Source organism: Rhodoferax sp. BLA1, assembly GCF_013416775.1.
Taxonomy (GTDB): domain Bacteria; phylum Pseudomonadota; class Gammaproteobacteria; order Burkholderiales; family Burkholderiaceae_C; genus Rhodoferax.
Genome location: NZ_SZVI01000012.1, coordinates 16,784 through 33,636, shown reverse-complemented (window position 1 = coordinate 33,636; position 16,853 = coordinate 16,784). Strand labels below are relative to the sequence as shown.

The following is a 16,853-nucleotide window of genomic DNA, read 5'->3' as shown; positions in this document are numbered from 1 at the left end:
TTTTGCACAAGCTGGTTTCCCGATGATCACGGGTGTTTTTATGCGTTTGTGAAGCCATCATCCGGAGACAGCGTTTTTTGGAACGACCCGCCAGGCAGGCCCTTGGGGCGGCTTCCTCATACTGGGGTACCAGAAATCGTCAGCCGCCCCAAGGGCCTGCCCGGCTGGCGATTTTGGTGAATCGAGTGAACTTGATTGGCCATCCAATCTGGATAAAACCGGGTTCGGGTACCCAACAACACAATGCGTCTGTCAACGCTTTCAGCGTGGTAGCCGGTGGGGGTAGCCCCGATTTGGCTGCGCCGAAACTTCGTTTTCTGGTACCCCAGTATGAGGGGGATGCCCCCACCGGCTACCACGCAGCGCGAGCACATATCGCATGAGAAACATGAATCGGGCACCCGGAACCGATAATCCCCCCATGACCGCATCCGACAACACCCTGTTCAATTCCCTGCCCCTGAACCCGGCCACACTGGAAAACCTGGCGCAGCTGGGTTACCTGAGCATGACCCCGATCCAGGCGGCCAGCCTGCCTGCCGCACTGGCGGGCAAGGACCTGATTGCCCAGGCGCAAACCGGCAGCGGCAAAACCGCCGCCTTTGGCCTGGCCCTGCTGGAGCGGCTGAACCCGCGCCGCTTTGCGGTGCAATCGCTGGTGTTGTGCCCGACGCGTGAACTGGCCGACCAGGTCACGGTGGAAATTCGCCGCCTGGCGCGCGCGATGGACAACATCAAGGTGGTGACGCTCTGTGGTGGTGTGGCGCTGCGCGGCCAACGCGCCAGCCTGGAAAACGGTGCCCACATCATCGTCGGCACACCGGGCCGTGTGATGGACCACCTGGAACGTGGTTACCTGAACCTGGAAGCGCTCAACACCCTGGTGCTCGACGAGGCCGACCGCATGTTGGACATGGGCTTTTTCGAGGACATTGCCACCGTCACCAAACAGTGCCCGCCGGAGCGCCAGACCTTGCTGTTCTCAGCCACCTACCCGGAAGGCATCGACAAACTGGCCAAACAGTTCATGCGTTCGCCCGAGCGCATCACCGTGGCGCCACCTGAGACACAAAGCCTGATCGAACAGCGTTTTTATGAGGTGACGCGCCCGACCCGCTTTGAGGTGGTGGCCAAGCTGCTGAACCACTTCCGCCCGGTGAGCACGCTGGCGTTTTGCAACACCAAACAACAGTGCAAAGATTTGGTGACTTATCTGCAACAGCAGGGTTTTAACGCGCTGGCACTGTATGGCGAGCTGGAGCAGCGTGAGCGCGACCAGGTGCTGGCGCAGTTTGCCAACCGCAGCACCTCGATCTTGGTGGCCACCGATGTGGCCTCGCGCGGCATCGACATCAAGGAGCTTGAAGCCGTGATCAATGTCGACATCACGCCCGACCCCGAGGTGCATGTGCACCGCATCGGCCGCACTGGCCGCGCGGGTGAGACCGGCCTGGCACTGAGCCTGGCCGCCATGTACGAGATGGGGGCGGTGGGCAAGATCGAGCAGTACCAGAATCAACCCTCGGTCTGGCACAAGCTCGACGAACTCACGCCCAAGGGCAGCGGACCCTTGCTGCCGCCAATGATCACGCTACAGATTTTGGGTGGGCGCAAGGAAAAAATCCGCCCCGGTGACGTGCTGGGCGCCCTCACCGCAGATGCCGGTTACAGCCGCGAGCAGATCGGCAAGATCAATGTCACCGAGTTCACTACGTTTGTGGCGGTGCAGCGTGATATTGCGCTCGAAGCGATGCAGAAACTCAATGCGGGCAAGGTCAAGGGCAAAAGTGTGAAGGTGCGGTTGCTCTGAATTGGCAACCTGAGGCAGCCTCATCCGCTACGCGCCTGCTTGCTTGACAGCCGGGTCGCCACGCATCAGGCCCCACCCACGAGGCATGACCTCTGGGCGGGTTCCTCATACTGGGGTACCAGAAAACGAAGTTTCGGCGTAGCCAAATCGTCACCCGCCCAGAGGCCACGCCTCGCTAGCGCTTCGACCAATCAAAAGATGTTGGTCTGCATGCGCCCAGGCTCGAACCGGATTCGGATTCCTCTCTACACCGTTCGCCTGTCAACGGTGTCGGCGTAGCAGCCGCTTGGGGTGACCGCCGATTTCTGGTACCCCAGTATGAGGCAGGTGCCCCAAGCGGCTGATACGCAGCGCGCACCGCTATCTTTTGTGAATATTTGCCAAAAAATGCGGCAATTCACGACATCAAAAAACCATGCACTGGCGCCCGCGTCGACCCTCACGTCACTGACATCTTGTCAGGCAACTTCTGACACTCGGCAGCGCCATATACCGACTTTAGGTTTTGAAGCGGCACGGATACATTCCATTTCAACGGATCACATCTCGTGATTCGTGATTGGCAGAAGCAGGAGCACCCCATGACCACCACCACCACCGAAGCACTGAACCCGTTCAGCCTGATGATGGAGCCCGAGCGCGTGCTGCAGACCATCGCGCAGTCGCCCCAACTGCGCGCCCTGCGTCGCCACAAGCTGCGCCCGCTGGACAAACCGCTGATCCCCTTGACCTCGGCCGCACTGGCCAGCCGCGCCGCCTATGACGCGATGATCGACGCACAAGCCCTGGACGAACAGGACGACTACCTGCTCAACTGAGCACCAACACCAGCCATCTGGTGCGCCGCAAGGACCCACCCAGCAGGTTTCCTGCAGCCACCCATGCCATCCGCTGGCGCGCAGTCAGTCGATAGTCGGCGCCCTCAAATACTATTTAATTAATAGCTTCTAGCCCTTATTGAACAAGGGCTAGAATCGTTTTTTATTCATCAATTTGAGGCATTCCATGAGCTACCTTGCCGCGTCCACCCGTTATGACAGCATGGCTTATCACCGCTGCGGTCACAGTGGTCTCAAACTCCCTGCCATCACCCTGGGGCTGTGGCACAACTTTGGCGACGCCACACCGCTGCAGACCCAGCGTGACATGTTGCACACCGCGTTTGATGCGGGCATCACCCACTTTGACCTGGCCAATAACTATGGCCCGCCCTACGGCAGCGCCGAAACCAACTTTGGCGCCCACCTGCGCCGCGACTTCAAACCCTATCGCGACGAGTTGGTCATCTCCAGCAAGGCCGGGTACGACATGTGGCCTGGCCCTTACGGCATCGGCGGCTCGCGCAAGTACCTGCTGGCCAGCCTGGACCAGAGCCTGCAGCGTATGGGGCTGGACTATGTCGACATTTTCTACAGCCACCGCTTTGACCCCCACACCCCGCTCGAAGAAACCATGGGGGCACTGGCCACGGCGGTGCAGCAGGGCAAGGCGTTGTACGTAGGCGTCAGCAGTTATTCAGCGGCCAAAACGCGTGAGGCCCACGCCATTCTGAAAAGCATGGGCGTGTCCGCGCTGATCCACCAACCGTCCTACAGCCTACTCAACCGCTGGGTCGAGGAAGACCTGCTCGACACCCTGGGTGAACTGGGCATGGGTTGTATTGCCTTCAGTGCGCTGGCTCAAGGCTTGTTGACCGACAAATACCTCAACGGTGTGCCGACCGACGCGCGCATCAACCGACCCGGGGGTGGCTCGTTCAAACCCGATTTCCTGAGTGAAAAAAACCTCAAACACGTGCGTGCCCTCAACGAGATCGCTCAAGCGCGTGGCCAGAGCCTGGCGCAGATGGCCACGGCCTGGGTGCTGCGCGATGGCAAGGTCACCTCGGCGCTGATCGGCGCCAGCAAACCGGCGCAGATCACCGAGCTGGTCGGTGCGCTGAAAAACCTGTCGTTCTCGGCAGACGAGCTGGCCGCCATCGACCAGCAGGCGGTCGAAGGGGGCATCAACCTGTGGCAACGCTCCTCAACACCGGCCTGATGCGGCACCTCCGCATGCCGCGTCAGATGGCCCGCGTGCGCGCATGACGGCATCGGCACGCGCCAGCCTGCTGGCACTGGGCGCCATCGGCTTGTGGAGCTCGCTGGCCACGCTGGGCGTGGCGCTGGGCCATGTGCCGCCGTTTTTGCTGACCGGGCTGTCCCTGCTGATTGGCAGCCTGATTGCACTGCCTCTGTCTGGCTTCAAACTGGCGCGCTGGAAAGTGCCATTGCCGACCCTGGCGCTGGGCATTTACGGTCTGTTCAGTTACCACTTTCTGCTGTTTCTGGCCTTGCGCCACGCACCACCGGTACAGGCCAATCTGGTGAACTACCTGTGGCCGTTGTTGATGGTGGTGCTGTCGCCGCTGCTGCTGCAGGGCATGGCGCTGCGGCCGATGCATGTGTTTGCTGCGTTGTTGGGCTTTGCCGGTGCTGCGGTGGTGATTCTGGGTGGCTCGGGCACAACGGGTGCAAGCGCTGATGGCGGCTCGGTCTGGGCCTGGGGTTATCTGCCCGCGCTGGCAGCGGCCTTCATCTGGGCCAGCTACTCCTTGCTGACCAAACGGGTGGCGGCTTTTCCGACCGTTGCCATTGGCAGTTTTGCGTTGGTGTCGGGGTTGCTGTCGCTGTTATGCCACCCGCTGATGGAACCTGCGGTGGCACTCAGCACGCAGGACCTGCTGCTGATCACCGTGATTGGCCTGGGGCCGATGGGGGCGGCGTTTTTTCTGTGGGACAAGGCGCTCAAGCTGGGTGATGCGCGCCACATTGGTGTGCTGAGTTACCTGACGCCCCTGTTGTCGACCGCCATGCTGACCGTGGTCAGCGCACGGCCACTGACCTGGAACGTGGGCCTGGCCGCCCTGATGATTGTGCTGGCTGCCTGGCTCGGAACCCGAGCCCGCTAAAACGCGCTGGCGTTCAAAACAGGGAATCCACAAACCCAGATGTCTGAAACTGGTTTTTGCCAGACTGTTTGGCGCGGTACATCGCCATGTCGGCCTGGCGCAGCAACTGCTCCGGGCTCACCTCCTTGGCCTGCGGGTAAAAGGCCACCCCGACACTGGCCGACACCTGCAACACCGCTGTGCCATACAGCACTGGCTGGTTGGCCGCCTGCAGCAGGCGCTGCAACAGCGGGTCGCAATCGCTCTCTTGTGCCAGGTCCACAATCACGGCGGCAAACTCGTCACCACCCAGGCGCGACAAGGTGTCGACCTCACGCAGCGCCAGTCGCATGCGCCGCGCCAGCGTGATCAGCAGATGGTCACCGGCATCATGGCCGTAGCTGTCGTTGACCGCCTTGAAACCGTCCAGATCAATGAACGCCACACCCAGTTTTTGTTGACGGCGCTGTGCCTGGGCCATGGCGTGTTGCAAACGGTCAGCGTGCAAGGCACGGTTAGGCAGACCTGTGAGCGCATCAAAATGGGCCAACTGGTCGAGTCGGCGTTCATGGGCCTTGCGTTCGGTGATGTCCGAAAACAGCGCCACATACTGGATCACCTGGCCACGCTGGTCATGCACCGCGCTGATGTGCAGCATCTGGGCATAGACGTCACCGTCTTTGCGGCGGTTCCACAACTCGCCCGACCAGCTGCCGTGTTGCACCAGGTATTGCCACAGCTGTTGGTAAAACAGCGGCGTGTTGCGCCCTGAGTTGAGCATGCTGGGGGTCTGGCCACGCACCTCCTCGCGGCTGTAGCCGGTGATGCGGGTGAAAGCGGCATTGACGTCGATGATGCGGCCATCAGGCGCGGTGATCATGATGCCCTCGATGGCATGGCTGAACACACTGGCCGCCACCCGCAACTGGGCCTCGGCCAGTTTGCGCTCGGAGATGTCACGGATCGAGACATGGATGGCGGGGGCGCCACCGTAGACCATGGCAGTGCCCTGCACCTCCACATCAAACTCACTGCCATCGAGACGGACAAAGCGCGACTCCACCATGGGTTCGATCGGCTGGGCCGACTCGATCGCCTGCATGCGTGCGAGTTGCTGTGCCAGAAAGGCTGGTGCAATGCGTTTTTGGGTCGAGGTGCCCAACAAGTCGGCGCTGGACTTGGCGCCAAACAAACGCTGCGCGGTCGGATTCACATACAAAATGGTGCCACCCCGGTGCACCAGCACCGCCTCGGGCGTGTGTTCAGCCAGCGCCCGAAAGCTGGCCTCGTTGGTGCGCAACTGTTGCGCCACCTGATGCCGTTCCACCGCCAGCCCGGCCAGCCGGGCCAGTTGCTCCAGCAGATCCAGGTCTTCAGCACTGGGCGTCGCTGGTTTGGCCACCATGACCGACAGCACCCCCAGAACCTGGCCCGACAAGGCCAAAAACGGTTGTGCCCAGCACGCTCCCTGGCAAATGCGCTGCCCCACCTGGGGGATCAGCGTGCGGTGCAGCGCCAGGTTGGGGATCACCACCCGCTGCCCGCTGGCTGCTGCCGCTGCACAGGCGCCCTGACCGGGGCCCACATCCTGATCATCCACCAGCCGCAGTGTCTCGGCAGACACACCGGCTGACGCCACCACCTTCAGGGTCTGACCACAACCGTGGCCGGGAGTCACCAGCGCCACCAAACAGGCCTGCTCAGGCTGCAGGCCACGCAGCCCGTCCGCCAGCGCCTGCAGCAGGTGCGGCAATTCAGCACCATTGGCCAGCAGCTCAAGAATTTGGCTGCGCAATTGCTCAAACTGTGTCTGGTACCAGCGCGCCGTGATGTCCCGGCCCATGCTCAGAATGCCATCGACCCGACCGTCGGCACTGCGCAAGACCACTTTGGTGATCTCCAGCAACGCGCGCCGTGAACCACCCGCCGCGCTGGCCCAGCACTCGGCCACCACCGGTTGTGTGGCGGCCAGACAGGTCTGGTCCAGCTGGTGATACCGCTGCGCGTCTTCGGGGGGTAACAAGTCGGCGTTTGTGCGGCCACACAGGTGCGCCGCAGGCAAGCCGGAGAAGGTCTCAAATGCGGGGTTACATGCCAGGTAGCGGCCCTGCGGGTCTTTGAGCCAGACCATCTGCGTCACATGTCCAAAAAGCGCCTGAAAGCGCTGAGGTGACGCGACCAAGGCATGTGTATGCCCACTCCCGGCACGCTCATCCTGTCCCAATTGCGCCAGCAACTGGGTGAACAGATCAACCAACACGCGTGTTACTTCCCTGGCTTGCCCTCACCGGGAGAGCCCCTTGCGCGGGGAACCCAACCCGGTGGCAGAAAGAAGTCGACAACATCACACGCTGAACCTTGAACTTGAGTTTTGTTACATATCGGCAGAATTTACCCGGTATTGAGTTTTCTGGCTATCCCCCGATTGGGGGATAGTCAGCAAGATGAACAAGCACACACTATGGTTAAACTGGTTGTTCACCGTTCAAGGAGACACTTGATGAAGATTTTGCTGGCTGTCGACGGCAGCCCCTACACAAAAAAAATGCTGGCCTACCTGGCTGCCCACGAGCTGTTTTCCCCCAAAAACGACTACACCGCCGTGACCGCCCAGGTGGTTTTGCCGTCACAAGCCCGCTCCGCGCTGGGCAAAGAACTGGTGAACAAATATTATGAAGAAGAGGGCCTGCGGGTGATGGCGCCGGTCACCAAATACCTGCAACGCCATGGCATCACACCGAAGTTCGTCTGGAAAACCGGCCGCCCCAGCGAACTGATCGCCAAAACCGCCACCGAGGGCAAGTTTGACCTGGTGGTGATGGGCTCGCACGGCCATGGCGCACTGCTCAACCTGGTGATGGGTTCGGTCGCCACCGAGGTGCTGGCGAGCTGCAAAGTGCCGGTGCTGATCGTGCGCTGAGAGCGCCGCAGAGCATTCTTTTTTTCATAGCATTCAGCCCTTGATAGACAAGGGCTTGAAGTCTATTTTATGTGTTTACCGCCCAGACAGGGTGCCATGCCATGCCGTCCACCCTGCTGCCAGCATCAGCAACACACCCACGCCGCGCCCGATGGCCACTTGCGCTGCTGGGTTACGACGCAACCACGGTTCGATGCTGCCCGCACCCCAGGCAAAGCTTCCGTAGATGAGGATTTGCGTGCTGGCGATGATCAGGCCCATCAACACCGCCTGCACACCCAGCGGACCATATTCGGACCGCACAAACTGCGGGAACACCGCCACCATGAACACATAGGCCTTGGGATTCATCAGGCAAGACACGACCCCGCGCCACATGGTTTGCTGCACGGTCAACCGCGGCACCCTGCCGACGCCACCCAGCGCCGCTGCCCCACGCCACAGACACCAACCGATCCAGGCAATGTAGAGCGAGCCAGCCAGCAGCAGCACGGTGAACGCCAGCGGGTACAGCGTCAGCAGCAGCCCTAAACCCAGCGTGGCCATGGCGACATGCAGCATGCCGCCGCCCACAATGCCCACCACCGCGGCCATGCCCAGCTTGCGCCCACCCGCCAGCGCGCTGGCCACCACATAGGCCATGTCCATGCCAGGCACTGCGATGATGCCCAGCACCATCAAGCTGAACAGCCAGAGGTGGCTGGTGTGGGTCAAAAGCAGGTTGTCCATGGTTCAGTCCTTGTTGGCCGCCAGACGCGGCGGCTTGACATGAACTTTAGGCAGGCATGCGGACAGAATGTGTCCTGATGGGGCGCGCTCAGGTTCTAAACTGATGCCTATGTCCACCCCCACCAACCGCGTACTGGCCCTGCTGGAGCTTTTACAAAATGCCGACGAACTCCCCGGTGCGGCGTTGGCGCACCAGCTCGGGGTGGACAGCCGCACGCTGCGCCGCTACATCGTCAAGCTGCAAGACATGGGTGTGCCGGTGCAGTCGGTGCGCGGGCGCTATGGCGCTTACCGGCTGATGCCTGGCAGCAAGCTGCCGCCCTTGATGTTGACTGACAAGGAAGCGGTGGCGGTGTCGGTGGGGCTGCTGTTTGCCCGGCAGTTGGGACTGGCTGACACGGTGGACGGGGCCCACAGTGCCCAGGCCAAGCTGGAACGGGTGATGCCACCGGCGTTGCGCGGCAAACTGCGGGCGGTGTCGGGCGTGGTACAGCTGGAGCTGTCGCAACCCGTGGCCAGCATGCACAGTGAATCGTTGTTGGAGATGAGCGCAGCCGCCCAAGAACGTTGCCGGGTGCGCCTGCGCTACCAAGCCGCCAATCAGGACGTGACCGAGCGGGAGTTTGACTGCTACGGCCTGGCCTGGCGCAGCGGACGTTGGTACGCTGTGGGCCACTGCCATCTGCGCGGGGATTTGCGCTCGTTCCGGCTTGATCGGATTGCGTCAGTGACACCCCTGACCGTCAGCTTTTTGGCCCCGTTTGACTTTGATGCCGTTCGACACCTGGCGCTGGGCTTGGCCACCATGCCCCGCACCCATACCATTGTGGTGCGGCTCAAGACCAGCCTGGCCACGGCGCAGACCGAGTTGTTTGATGCCATTGGCCTGTTCCGCCCGCTGGAAGATGCCGTCATGCTGTACAGCCAGGCCGATGACCTGCCCTGGTTTGCCCGGCAACTGGCGCGGGTTTCGTTTGACTTTGAGGTGCTTGAGCCGCCTGAGCTGCTGGAGGCCATCAAGGCGTGCGCGCAGCGTTTGCTGGGTCAGGTGGCACTCCGAGTGGCCTAGACTAAGTTGCTACTTTATTAATAGCTTATAGCCCTCTATCCATAAGGGCTAACGGGCAATCAGACCCTCAAAACAGGTGCTCAGCACCAGCTCGGTGATCTGCTCGTCGGTGAACAGCCCGCCCATCTGCAGAAACTCCACCACCGAGTCGCAGGCGCGGGCGAAGAAGGTGTACAAAATCGCGATCGCTGGCAGCTTGGCGCTGAGCTGACCCGCCGCTTGCGCTGCTTCGATCCAGGCGCCCAGACGGTCGCTGACCTCCATCAGGCCGTCCATGTAATCGTTGTTGGCCATCAAGGTGGCGCGCAGGCTGGAGTTCTGGCTGGGCAGCGTGGGCATGTCACCAGCCAGCTTGACCTGCAGCACCCAGCGCACCACCGCGCGCAGATTCTCGAGCGGGTCGGCCTCGGGTGGCAAGCTGCTGATGAAGTCCTGGGCGCGCTGCATCACCCGCACCATCGCTGCCGCAGCCAGGTCTTCCTTGCTGGGAAAGTGTTTGTAGAGGCTGGCCTTGGCAATGCCGACCTGGGCCGCCACCTCGTCCACGGTCATCGCGTCAAAGCCTTTTTCGGCCAGCAGGCGGTTGACAGCATGCACGATGGCGTCTTCACGCACCTGCAGCATGCGTTGTTTGAACGAGGTTTTGGGGGTGTCGATGGCGCTCATGGCTGAATTTTAGCCGCCAAATTCACATCTTGATCTGTCAGACTTTTTTGCTACTGATGAGTTTAGATTCTGCTTTGGGTGGGCTCAGGGCCACACCAGCAGCGGTTTTGAGGGCATGGGTTAGCGCATCGAGCACCGCCGAGTTGAGGTTCCAGCAATGCCAGTACAGCGCTACCGGCAGGCGGTGGCCGGGCATCAGGTCGACCAGGCTGCCGTTTTTGAGGTGCTCGGCCACCTTCAGCTCGGGCAAGACACTGACACCCCAGCCCGCCAACACCGCACGCAACTGCCCCTCGGAGCTGGGCACATACATCTGACTCAGCGACACCTGGCGCAGACCACAGGCGCTGGCGACAAACTCGGCCTGCAGGTCGTCCTTGCGGTTGAAGGCGATGAAGGGCAGGCGGCTGAAATTGTGGGGGCTCAGGCCCTGCGGGCAACGGGCTGCGGCAAAACCGGGCTCGGCCACCGCCACATAGGCCATGGAGCCCAGTGGCTCCACCTTGCAGCTGCGCAAGGCCGCACGCAAGGTCGTCACACAACCCAACACGCGCCCCTCACGCAACCACTCAAAAGTGAAATCCTGGTCGTCGGTGATGATCTCCAGGCCCAGGCCCTGATGCGCCAGCGGGCTCAGCGCGGGCAGGGTCCAGGTGGCAATGCTGTCGGCGTTGATGGCAATCGAGATGCGTTCGTCTTCACCCGCCGCACCTGCCGCGCCGGGCGAGAGGTCTTTGAGGTCACGCTCTAGATCGGCACGCAGCAGGCGCATCTGCATTGCATGTTTGAGCAGCAGACGACCGGCCTGGGTAGCTTTGAGCGGGCGGCTGCGCACAATCAGCACGGTGCCGACCTGCACCTCGAGTGAACGCAGACGCTGCGACACCGCCGACTGGGTGATCGACAAACGCACGGCCGCACGCTCAAAACCACCCTCTTCCACAATGGCCGCGAGGCATTCCAGGGCAGCAGGATCAAAAGTACTCATGGGGCATTAGTGAATAAGGGTTGCTAATGAATTCTGGATAAGTTTAATCTTGCCAAAAGCGACCATGGAACTGGGAGAAACTCGCGCCCCATGAAAATCACTATCCTCGGCGCCGGCATCATCGGCATCAGCACCGCCTGGCATCTGCTGGAACGCGGTCACCAAGTCACCGTCATCGACCGTCAGCCTGACGCCTCGATGGAGGCCAGTTTTGCCAATGCGGCACAAATCTCGGTCAGTTATTGCGAGCCCTGGGCCAATCGGGACACCCCGATCAAAGCCCTGAAATGGATGCTCAGCAAGGAAGCGCCGCTGCTGTTTCGCCCGCGTCTAAGCTGGCAACAATGGCGCTGGAGTCTGCTGTTCCTGAGCCAATGCCATGACCGTGCCTTTGAACGCAATGTGCAGCAACTCGTCTCCCTGGGCGCCTACAGCCACGCCGCGTTCAAGGATCTGGTGCAGACCACCGGCATCGAGTACCAACGCCTGGAAAAAGGCATTGCCCACTACTACACCGAGCAGAAGTCCTTTGACAGCGCCGGTGAAGCCGCCGCGCTGATGGCCCGCTACGGTGTGGCCCGCCGGGTGGTGGACCGCGCCGAGCTGCTGCGCATTGAACCCGCTTTGACACCGTTTGCCGAGCAGATTGTGGGTGGCACCTACACCCCCAGCGACGAGTCGGGGGATGCCTGCACCTTCACCCAGGCTTTGGCCTCCCTGTGTGCGGCGCGGGGTGCCGAGTTTTTGTACAGCCACGACATCGTGGCCCTCAACAGCGCCGGCGGCGCTATTGATTCTGTAACTGTCAAACCAGTATCCACCGGGGCTAAAGGTCACAAAGGCGCACAAAAAGCGCGCCAGATCAAAGCCGACCATGTGGTGGTGGCCTGCGGCGCCTACAGCGCACCGCTGCTGCGCACGGTGGGGGTGGACTTGCCGATCTACCCGGGCAAGGGTTACAGCGCCACCTTCAAGCTGCTGCGCCCGGAACAGGCGCCCCAGGTCTCGATGATTGATGACGCCAAGAAAATCGCCATGAGCCGCCTGGGCAACCAGTTGCGTGTGGCCGGCACCATCGAGGTCGGTGACTACGACTTGACGCTGGACTCCCCGGTGGCGCGTGCACGCTGCCGCATGTTGTCCAACCGCATCGAGCAGGTCATGCCCGGCGTGTGTGACACCCGTACCCCCGAGGAAGGTGGCGACCCGTCGTATTGGGCTGGTCTGCGCCCGGCTACACCCACCAACATCCCCTACATCGGCAAAACACCGGTGGGCAAGTTGTGGGTCAACGCCGGTCACGGCACCTTGGGCTGGACCCATGGCGCGGGTTCAGGCAAGGCGCTGGCCGAGCTGATCTGCGGTCAGCAGCCTGAGATGGCCTTCAACTGCTACGGTTTTCCGCGAAAAACTGCTTGATAGCGGGTTTTTCCCAGCCTATTTGGGCTTTAGAAACCCAAAGGCTTGCGCAAAATGCGCGTCATGACCGGAGGTTCCATGACGCTGCAATACCAACTCAAAGAAGGCAACTACCACCTGTATGACCTGAGCTCGCCCGCCAGCCGGGTCACAGGGGAACACCGCCTGCGCCTGAAATCCGACACGGTGGCAATTGCGTTTGAGGCCAGCACCGGTGCCCTGCGTGAACATGGCAGCCCGAACCGCATCCACTCCTGGGCCAACAACACCCGTCGGCGACTGCGTGCCTCGGGGGCGCTGGACAAGGCCAACGACATCGTGGTGGTGTCGGGCCCGCTGCCGGTCGACGAGATCAACAAGTGCCTGAAGATTCAGGGGTATTGCCGCGACATGTTCACACGCTTACATGAGTTGCCACACGGAAAACGGGTGCAGCACAGCAGCACCCACACCACCCACTGAGCCTGCACCGTCCGCCAACTCAGGACAAGGGCAGCGTCAGCGCAATCACCCCCAGTGTGAGCAGCGTCACCGGCAGGCCAATGCGGGCGTGGTCGCGCCAGTTGATGGTTACCCCGCCTTTTTGTGCCAGGTCCACCATAATCAGGTTGGCTATCGAGCCCACCAGCAGCAGGTTGCCAGCAAAGGTGCTGACCAGCGCCAGCGTCACCCCGGCCTGCTGGCCTTGCAGATGTGGCAGCAGCAGCATCACCGCGGGCACGTTAGACACCAGATTTGACAATCCCACCCCGGCCACAAACAGAGGCGCCGGGTGGCTCAGGTGCACACCTTGGGCGGCCAGTGCGACCACCGCGTCAGTTGCCAATCCGGTCGAGGCGAAAGCATGGTTGACCACAAACAGACCAGCAAATAACACCAGCAATTCCCAGTCCACAAAACCCATCACATGGGAAGAGTGGAAACGTCGGCTCATCAGCAACACCCCGGCACCCACCAGCGCGGCAACTTCACGCGGCCAATCGGTGAACAAAAACACCAACATCAGCGCGCTGGCGACCAGCAGGCCCTTGACAGTCTGCCAGCGGTCAAAAGCAAACACGTCAGCCGCGTCCAGGTCCACCTCTACCCGGCTCGGTGCCAGGCTGGGCGCCACACCCGGTGACGCGGTATTGGCCGCAGGCACCCACACCAGCCAGGCCCACAACACACCCAGGCTCAGGCCCACCGGCAGCAGTGCCTGGCGCAGGTAGTCGCCAAAATGCAGGTGCATCAGGGAGCCAATCAGCATGTTCTGCGGGTTGCCAATCAGGGTGGCAGCTGAGCCGATGTTGGCAGCACAGGCCAGCCCGACCAGAAACGGCACCGGCGCCAAACCGCGCTGCAAACACAACTGCACCACCACCGGTGTCATCGCCAGGCAAATGATGTCGTTGGAAAAAATCGCCGACAGCGCGCCCGACACGCCAATGATCGCGCCCAACAAGCCGGTGCGCCCGAGTGGCAGGGCCGCCACCCGGCGTGTCACGGCGGTGTAAAAACCACCCAGACGCATCTGCGCCGACAGCACCATGAACGAAAACAGCAACAGCATGGTCGGCAGGTCCACCACCCGCGCCGCTTCTTCGGTGCTGATGGCACCGATGCCAATCACCGCAATCGCCCCCAGCAAGGCAATGCCCGAGCGGTTGAGCTTGAGCCGTGGCAGGCCGCCGAGCACCATGCCCACGTAGACCGTGACAAAAATAGCCACGATGGCACTGTTGAGGCCCTCCAGGTCATGCAAGATCGGGCTCATGATGTGGCCTCTTGGGGCGCAAAAAATACGCTTTTTTGATAGCTACTCGCCCTTTTTATATAAGGGCTAGAGGCATAAATCTTATAAAACATCATGCTGCAAGCGTAGCACGACCCGCCGCATGCGCCTGGTGCAGGCAGGCTTGAAACGCCCGCGTGACCCGCGCCGCCTGCGGTGAGGTCCGCACGATGCCAAAAAAGCTGCAGCGGTAGCTGAACACGCTGGGCTGAACCGCCCGCAGCCGCCCCTGGCGCACAAAACTCTCGGCGTAGTGGTCGGGCAAAAAGCCCAGGTAACGGCCCGAGAGGATCAGCGTGGCAATCGACTCTTGGTCGTAACCGGTGGCCTGGCGGGTGAGCTGCACCTTCTGCGCGAGCTCCATATTGGGCGAGTGGTATCCCAACCCGGCAAATGCATAGGCGTGTAATGCCGCCCAGTCGCCCGGCTGTTGCGCCGCGCCGCCAGCAAACAGCGGGTGGGCACGACCACAGTACAAATACATGGTCTCGCTGAACAACTCGTCATACACCAGCGCGCCAGAAGTGCGGTGGCCCGGCACCACCCCCACCTGGAACTGGCCGTCGAGCACACCGCGCTCGATCACATTGAGCGGCGCCACATGCAGGTGCAGGCTGACGCCCGGTGCCTGGGCCTGAAACAGCGCAATTGCTTCACCAATAAACGCCTCTGGGTTGCTGGCGGTTTTGTCAAACACCGCCAGGTGCAACTCACCGCCCATGCGCTGGTGGATTTCATCGACCCGACTGCGAAACGCATCCACCCCAGCCAGCAGGCGCAGCGTCTCGGCATAAATCTGCTCACCCTCAGGCGTCAGCGCAAAACCGGCGCGGCCACGGCGGCACAGGGTCAGGCCGAGGCGGGTTTCCAGGTCTTTGATGTGGCGGCTGACCGTGCTGGTGCCAATGTTGAGCTCCAGCTCGGCCGCCGCCATGCCGCCGCAGTCGACCACGGTCTTGAACACCCGCAACAGGCGGATGTCCATGTCGCTCAACTGGCCCAGGGCGGCGCGGGTATTTACTTGCATAGATTTGCAACCAAGCAGTGATAGTTAAGCAATCATAAGAGTAAGGCACTGCGCACAATCCTTGCTTTGTTTCTGTTGCCACGCCTCACCAAGCACCAAAACACGCACCACCACAAGGAATCACCATGGACCTGACCGATAGCAAAGCTCTGGCTCAACCGCGACTGGACGCCGCATGGCTCGACGCGCACTGGATGCCGTTCACCGCCAACCGCAACTTCAAGGCGGCGCCGCGCATGATCACCCGCGCCGAAGGTTGTTATTACTTTGACAGCGACGGCCGCAAGATTTTTGACGGTTTGTCGGGCCTGTGGTGCTCCGGCCTGGGCCATGGCCGCGCCGAGATTGTGGAAGCCGCGCGCAACCAACTCGCCACATTGGACTACTCACCCGCCTTCCAGTTTGGCCACCCGCTGTCGTTTGCGCTGGCCAACAAACTCAGGGAGCTCACACCCGACGGGTTGGACTACGCGTTTTTCACCGGCTCCGGCTCGGAATCAGCTGACACCTCCCTGAAACTGGCACGCGCTTACTGGCGCGCCAAGGGCCAGAGCAGCAAGAGCCTGCTGATTGGCCGCGAAAAGGGGTACCACGGCGTCAACTTTGGTGGCATTTCGGTGGGCGGCATTGGCGGCAACCGCAAGACCTTTGGCCAAGGCATTGCGGCGGACCACCTGCCCCACACCCAGCCACCCGTTGGCTCGTTTTTCAAGGGTTGCCCGGAACAGGGGGCTGATCTGGCCGACGACCTGCTCAAGCTGATCACCCTGCATGACGCGTCTAACATCGCGGCGGTGATCGTCGAGCCGATGTCAGGCTCAGCCGGTGTGGTGGTGCCGCCCAAGGGTTACCTCAAGCGCCTGCGCGAGATCTGCACCGCCAACAACATCTTGCTGATTTTTGACGAAGTGATCACCGGCTTTGGCCGCCTGGGCGCCTACACGGGCGCCGAGTATTTTGGTGTGACGCCCGACATCCTGAACGCCGCCAAACAGATCACCAACGGCGCGCAACCACTCGGCGTGGTGATGGCCAGCAAGGAGATTTACGACACCTTCATGGCAGCGGGTGGCCCAGAGTACATGCTCGAATTCGCCCACGGCTACACCTACTCGGCCCACCCGGTGCCCTGCGCGGTGGGCCTGGCCACACTCGACATCCTGGTGCGCGAAAACATGATTGACCGCGTCAAGGCGCTGGCGCCCCATTTTGAGAACGCGGTACACAGCCTGCGCAGCGCCAAACATGTGGCCGACATCCGCAACCTGGGCCTGGCCGCTGGCTTCACCATCAGCGCGGTGCCCGGTGAACCCGCCAAACGGCCTTACGAGGTGGCGATGGCGATGCTCAAGAAGGGCTTTTATGTGCGTTATGGTGGCGACACCATCCAACTAGCCCCCCCCTTCATCAGCACCCCCGAGCAGATCGACAGCCTGGTCAACGCACTGGGTGAATGCCTCAACGCCACCGCTTGATACCGTTATATTTCTGATAGCTGCCATCCCTTTTAAAATAAGGGCTA

15 protein-coding genes are annotated in these 16,853 nt (G+C 61.6%); 9 read left to right on the top strand and 6 right to left on the bottom strand.

Features of this window, described 5'->3' with window-relative positions:
* Nucleotides 1–421 precede the first annotated feature (421 nt).
* The 4 genes from dbpA (at nucleotide 422) to FDG13_RS12935 (ending at nucleotide 4,760) form a co-directional block, all read left to right on the top strand.
* Nucleotides 422–1,810, top strand: a complete 1,389-nt coding sequence (gene dbpA / locus FDG13_RS12950; RefSeq protein ID WP_180128339.1) for an ATP-dependent RNA helicase DbpA — start codon at nucleotides 422–424, stop codon at nucleotides 1,808–1,810.
* Between the two features lie 581 nt (nucleotides 1,811–2,391).
* Nucleotides 2,392–2,628: a hypothetical protein gene (locus FDG13_RS12945; protein ID WP_180128337.1), complete on the top strand. Its 237-nt coding sequence runs from the start codon at nucleotides 2,392–2,394 to the stop codon at nucleotides 2,626–2,628.
* Between the two features lie 187 nt (nucleotides 2,629–2,815).
* Nucleotides 2,816–3,850: an L-glyceraldehyde 3-phosphate reductase gene (gene mgrA, locus FDG13_RS12940; protein WP_180128335.1), complete on the top strand. Its 1,035-nt coding sequence runs from the start codon at nucleotides 2,816–2,818 to the stop codon at nucleotides 3,848–3,850.
* A 43-nt stretch (nucleotides 3,851–3,893) separates the two neighbouring features.
* On the top strand, nucleotides 3,894–4,760 hold the full coding sequence (locus FDG13_RS12935; protein ID WP_180128333.1) for a DMT family transporter: 867 nt from the start codon (nucleotides 3,894–3,896) through the stop codon (nucleotides 4,758–4,760).
* A gap of 13 nt (nucleotides 4,761–4,773) precedes the next feature.
* On the opposite strand, the gene FDG13_RS12930 is transcribed toward FDG13_RS12935, so the two are convergent.
* Entirely contained in the window at nucleotides 4,774–6,999 is a 2,226-nt protein-coding gene (locus tag FDG13_RS12930; RefSeq protein WP_180128331.1) for a PAS domain S-box protein, read from the bottom strand.
* Nucleotides 7,000–7,239: 240 nt separating this feature from the next.
* On the opposite strand from FDG13_RS12930, the gene FDG13_RS12925 reads away from it, so the two are divergent.
* Nucleotides 7,240–7,659: a universal stress protein gene (locus tag FDG13_RS12925; protein WP_078365157.1), complete on the top strand. Its 420-nt coding sequence runs from the start codon at nucleotides 7,240–7,242 to the stop codon at nucleotides 7,657–7,659.
* A gap of 75 nt (nucleotides 7,660–7,734) precedes the next feature.
* Here the strand turns inward: FDG13_RS12925 and FDG13_RS12920 are convergent, their stop codons facing one another.
* Nucleotides 7,735–8,388, bottom strand: coding sequence for a LysE family translocator (locus FDG13_RS12920; RefSeq protein ID WP_255435244.1), 654 nt, complete (start codon nucleotides 8,386–8,388; stop codon nucleotides 7,735–7,737).
* Nucleotides 8,389–8,497: 109 nt separating this feature from the next.
* On the opposite strand from FDG13_RS12920, the gene FDG13_RS12915 reads away from it, so the two are divergent.
* Nucleotides 8,498–9,457 (top strand): YafY family protein, encoded by a 960-nt coding sequence (locus FDG13_RS12915; RefSeq protein ID WP_180128329.1) that lies wholly within the window; start codon nucleotides 8,498–8,500, stop codon nucleotides 9,455–9,457.
* Between the two features lie 48 nt (nucleotides 9,458–9,505).
* Here FDG13_RS12915 and FDG13_RS12910 read toward each other — a convergent pair whose 3' ends face one another.
* Both FDG13_RS12910 and FDG13_RS12905 read right to left on the bottom strand, forming a co-directional pair.
* Entirely contained in the window at nucleotides 9,506–10,123 is a 618-nt protein-coding gene (locus tag FDG13_RS12910) for a TetR/AcrR family transcriptional regulator (protein ID WP_078365156.1), read from the bottom strand.
* Nucleotides 10,124–10,160: 37 nt separating this feature from the next.
* Entirely contained in the window at nucleotides 10,161–11,111 is a 951-nt protein-coding gene (locus FDG13_RS12905; RefSeq protein WP_180128327.1) for a LysR family transcriptional regulator ArgP, read from the bottom strand.
* 90 nt (nucleotides 11,112–11,201) lie between these two features.
* Between FDG13_RS12905 and FDG13_RS12900 the strand changes: the two genes are divergently transcribed.
* Entirely contained in the window at nucleotides 11,202–12,530 is a 1,329-nt protein-coding gene (locus FDG13_RS12900; protein WP_180128325.1) for a D-amino acid dehydrogenase, read from the top strand.
* Nucleotides 12,531–12,608: 78 nt separating this feature from the next.
* Nucleotides 12,609–12,992 carry a hypothetical protein gene (locus FDG13_RS12895; protein ID WP_180128323.1) on the top strand — a complete coding sequence of 128 codons (384 nt, stop codon included), beginning with the start codon at nucleotides 12,609–12,611 and terminating at the stop codon, nucleotides 12,990–12,992.
* A 19-nt stretch (nucleotides 12,993–13,011) separates the two neighbouring features.
* Here FDG13_RS12895 and FDG13_RS12890 read toward each other — a convergent pair whose 3' ends face one another.
* Together FDG13_RS12890 and FDG13_RS12885 are read right to left on the bottom strand one after the other, a co-directional pair.
* Entirely contained in the window at nucleotides 13,012–14,286 is a 1,275-nt protein-coding gene (locus FDG13_RS12890) for an anion transporter (RefSeq protein WP_180128321.1), read from the bottom strand.
* 91 nt (nucleotides 14,287–14,377) lie between these two features.
* Nucleotides 14,378–15,331 (bottom strand): LysR family transcriptional regulator, encoded by a 954-nt coding sequence (locus FDG13_RS12885; RefSeq protein WP_180128320.1) that lies wholly within the window; start codon nucleotides 15,329–15,331, stop codon nucleotides 14,378–14,380.
* 125 nt (nucleotides 15,332–15,456) lie between these two features.
* Between FDG13_RS12885 and FDG13_RS12880 the strand changes: the two genes are divergently transcribed.
* Complete coding sequence (locus FDG13_RS12880; protein ID WP_180128318.1) at nucleotides 15,457–16,806, top strand: aspartate aminotransferase family protein; 1,350 nt, start codon at nucleotides 15,457–15,459, stop codon at nucleotides 16,804–16,806.
* The last annotated feature ends 47 nt before the right edge of the window (nucleotides 16,807–16,853 follow it).

Excerpts from the sequence above, each read along its gene's own strand:
- dbpA (WP_180128339.1), top strand. The coding sequence starts at position 422 with ATGACCGCATCCGACAACACCCTGTTCAATTCCCTGCCCCTGAACCCG.
- FDG13_RS12945 (WP_180128337.1), top strand. The coding sequence starts at position 2,392 with ATGACCACCACCACCACCGAAGCACTGAACCCGTTCAGCCTGATGATG.
- mgrA (WP_180128335.1), top strand. The coding sequence starts at position 2,816 with ATGAGCTACCTTGCCGCGTCCACCCGTTATGACAGCATGGCTTATCAC.
- FDG13_RS12935 (WP_180128333.1), top strand. The coding sequence starts at position 3,894 with ATGACGGCATCGGCACGCGCCAGCCTGCTGGCACTGGGCGCCATCGGC.
- FDG13_RS12925 (WP_078365157.1), top strand. The coding sequence starts at position 7,240 with ATGAAGATTTTGCTGGCTGTCGACGGCAGCCCCTACACAAAAAAAATG.
- FDG13_RS12920 (WP_255435244.1), bottom strand. The coding sequence starts at position 8,388 with ATGGACAACCTGCTTTTGACCCACACCAGCCACCTCTGGCTGTTCAGC.
- FDG13_RS12915 (WP_180128329.1), top strand. The coding sequence starts at position 8,498 with ATGTCCACCCCCACCAACCGCGTACTGGCCCTGCTGGAGCTTTTACAA.
- FDG13_RS12910 (WP_078365156.1), bottom strand. The coding sequence starts at position 10,123 with ATGAGCGCCATCGACACCCCCAAAACCTCGTTCAAACAACGCATGCTG.
- FDG13_RS12905 (WP_180128327.1), bottom strand. The coding sequence starts at position 11,111 with ATGAGTACTTTTGATCCTGCTGCCCTGGAATGCCTCGCGGCCATTGTG.
- FDG13_RS12900 (WP_180128325.1), top strand. The coding sequence starts at position 11,202 with ATGAAAATCACTATCCTCGGCGCCGGCATCATCGGCATCAGCACCGCC.
- FDG13_RS12895 (WP_180128323.1), top strand. The coding sequence starts at position 12,609 with ATGACGCTGCAATACCAACTCAAAGAAGGCAACTACCACCTGTATGAC.
- FDG13_RS12890 (WP_180128321.1), bottom strand. The coding sequence starts at position 14,286 with ATGAGCCCGATCTTGCATGACCTGGAGGGCCTCAACAGTGCCATCGTG.
- FDG13_RS12885 (WP_180128320.1), bottom strand. The coding sequence starts at position 15,331 with ATGCAAGTAAATACCCGCGCCGCCCTGGGCCAGTTGAGCGACATGGAC.
- FDG13_RS12880 (WP_180128318.1), top strand. The coding sequence starts at position 15,457 with ATGGACCTGACCGATAGCAAAGCTCTGGCTCAACCGCGACTGGACGCC.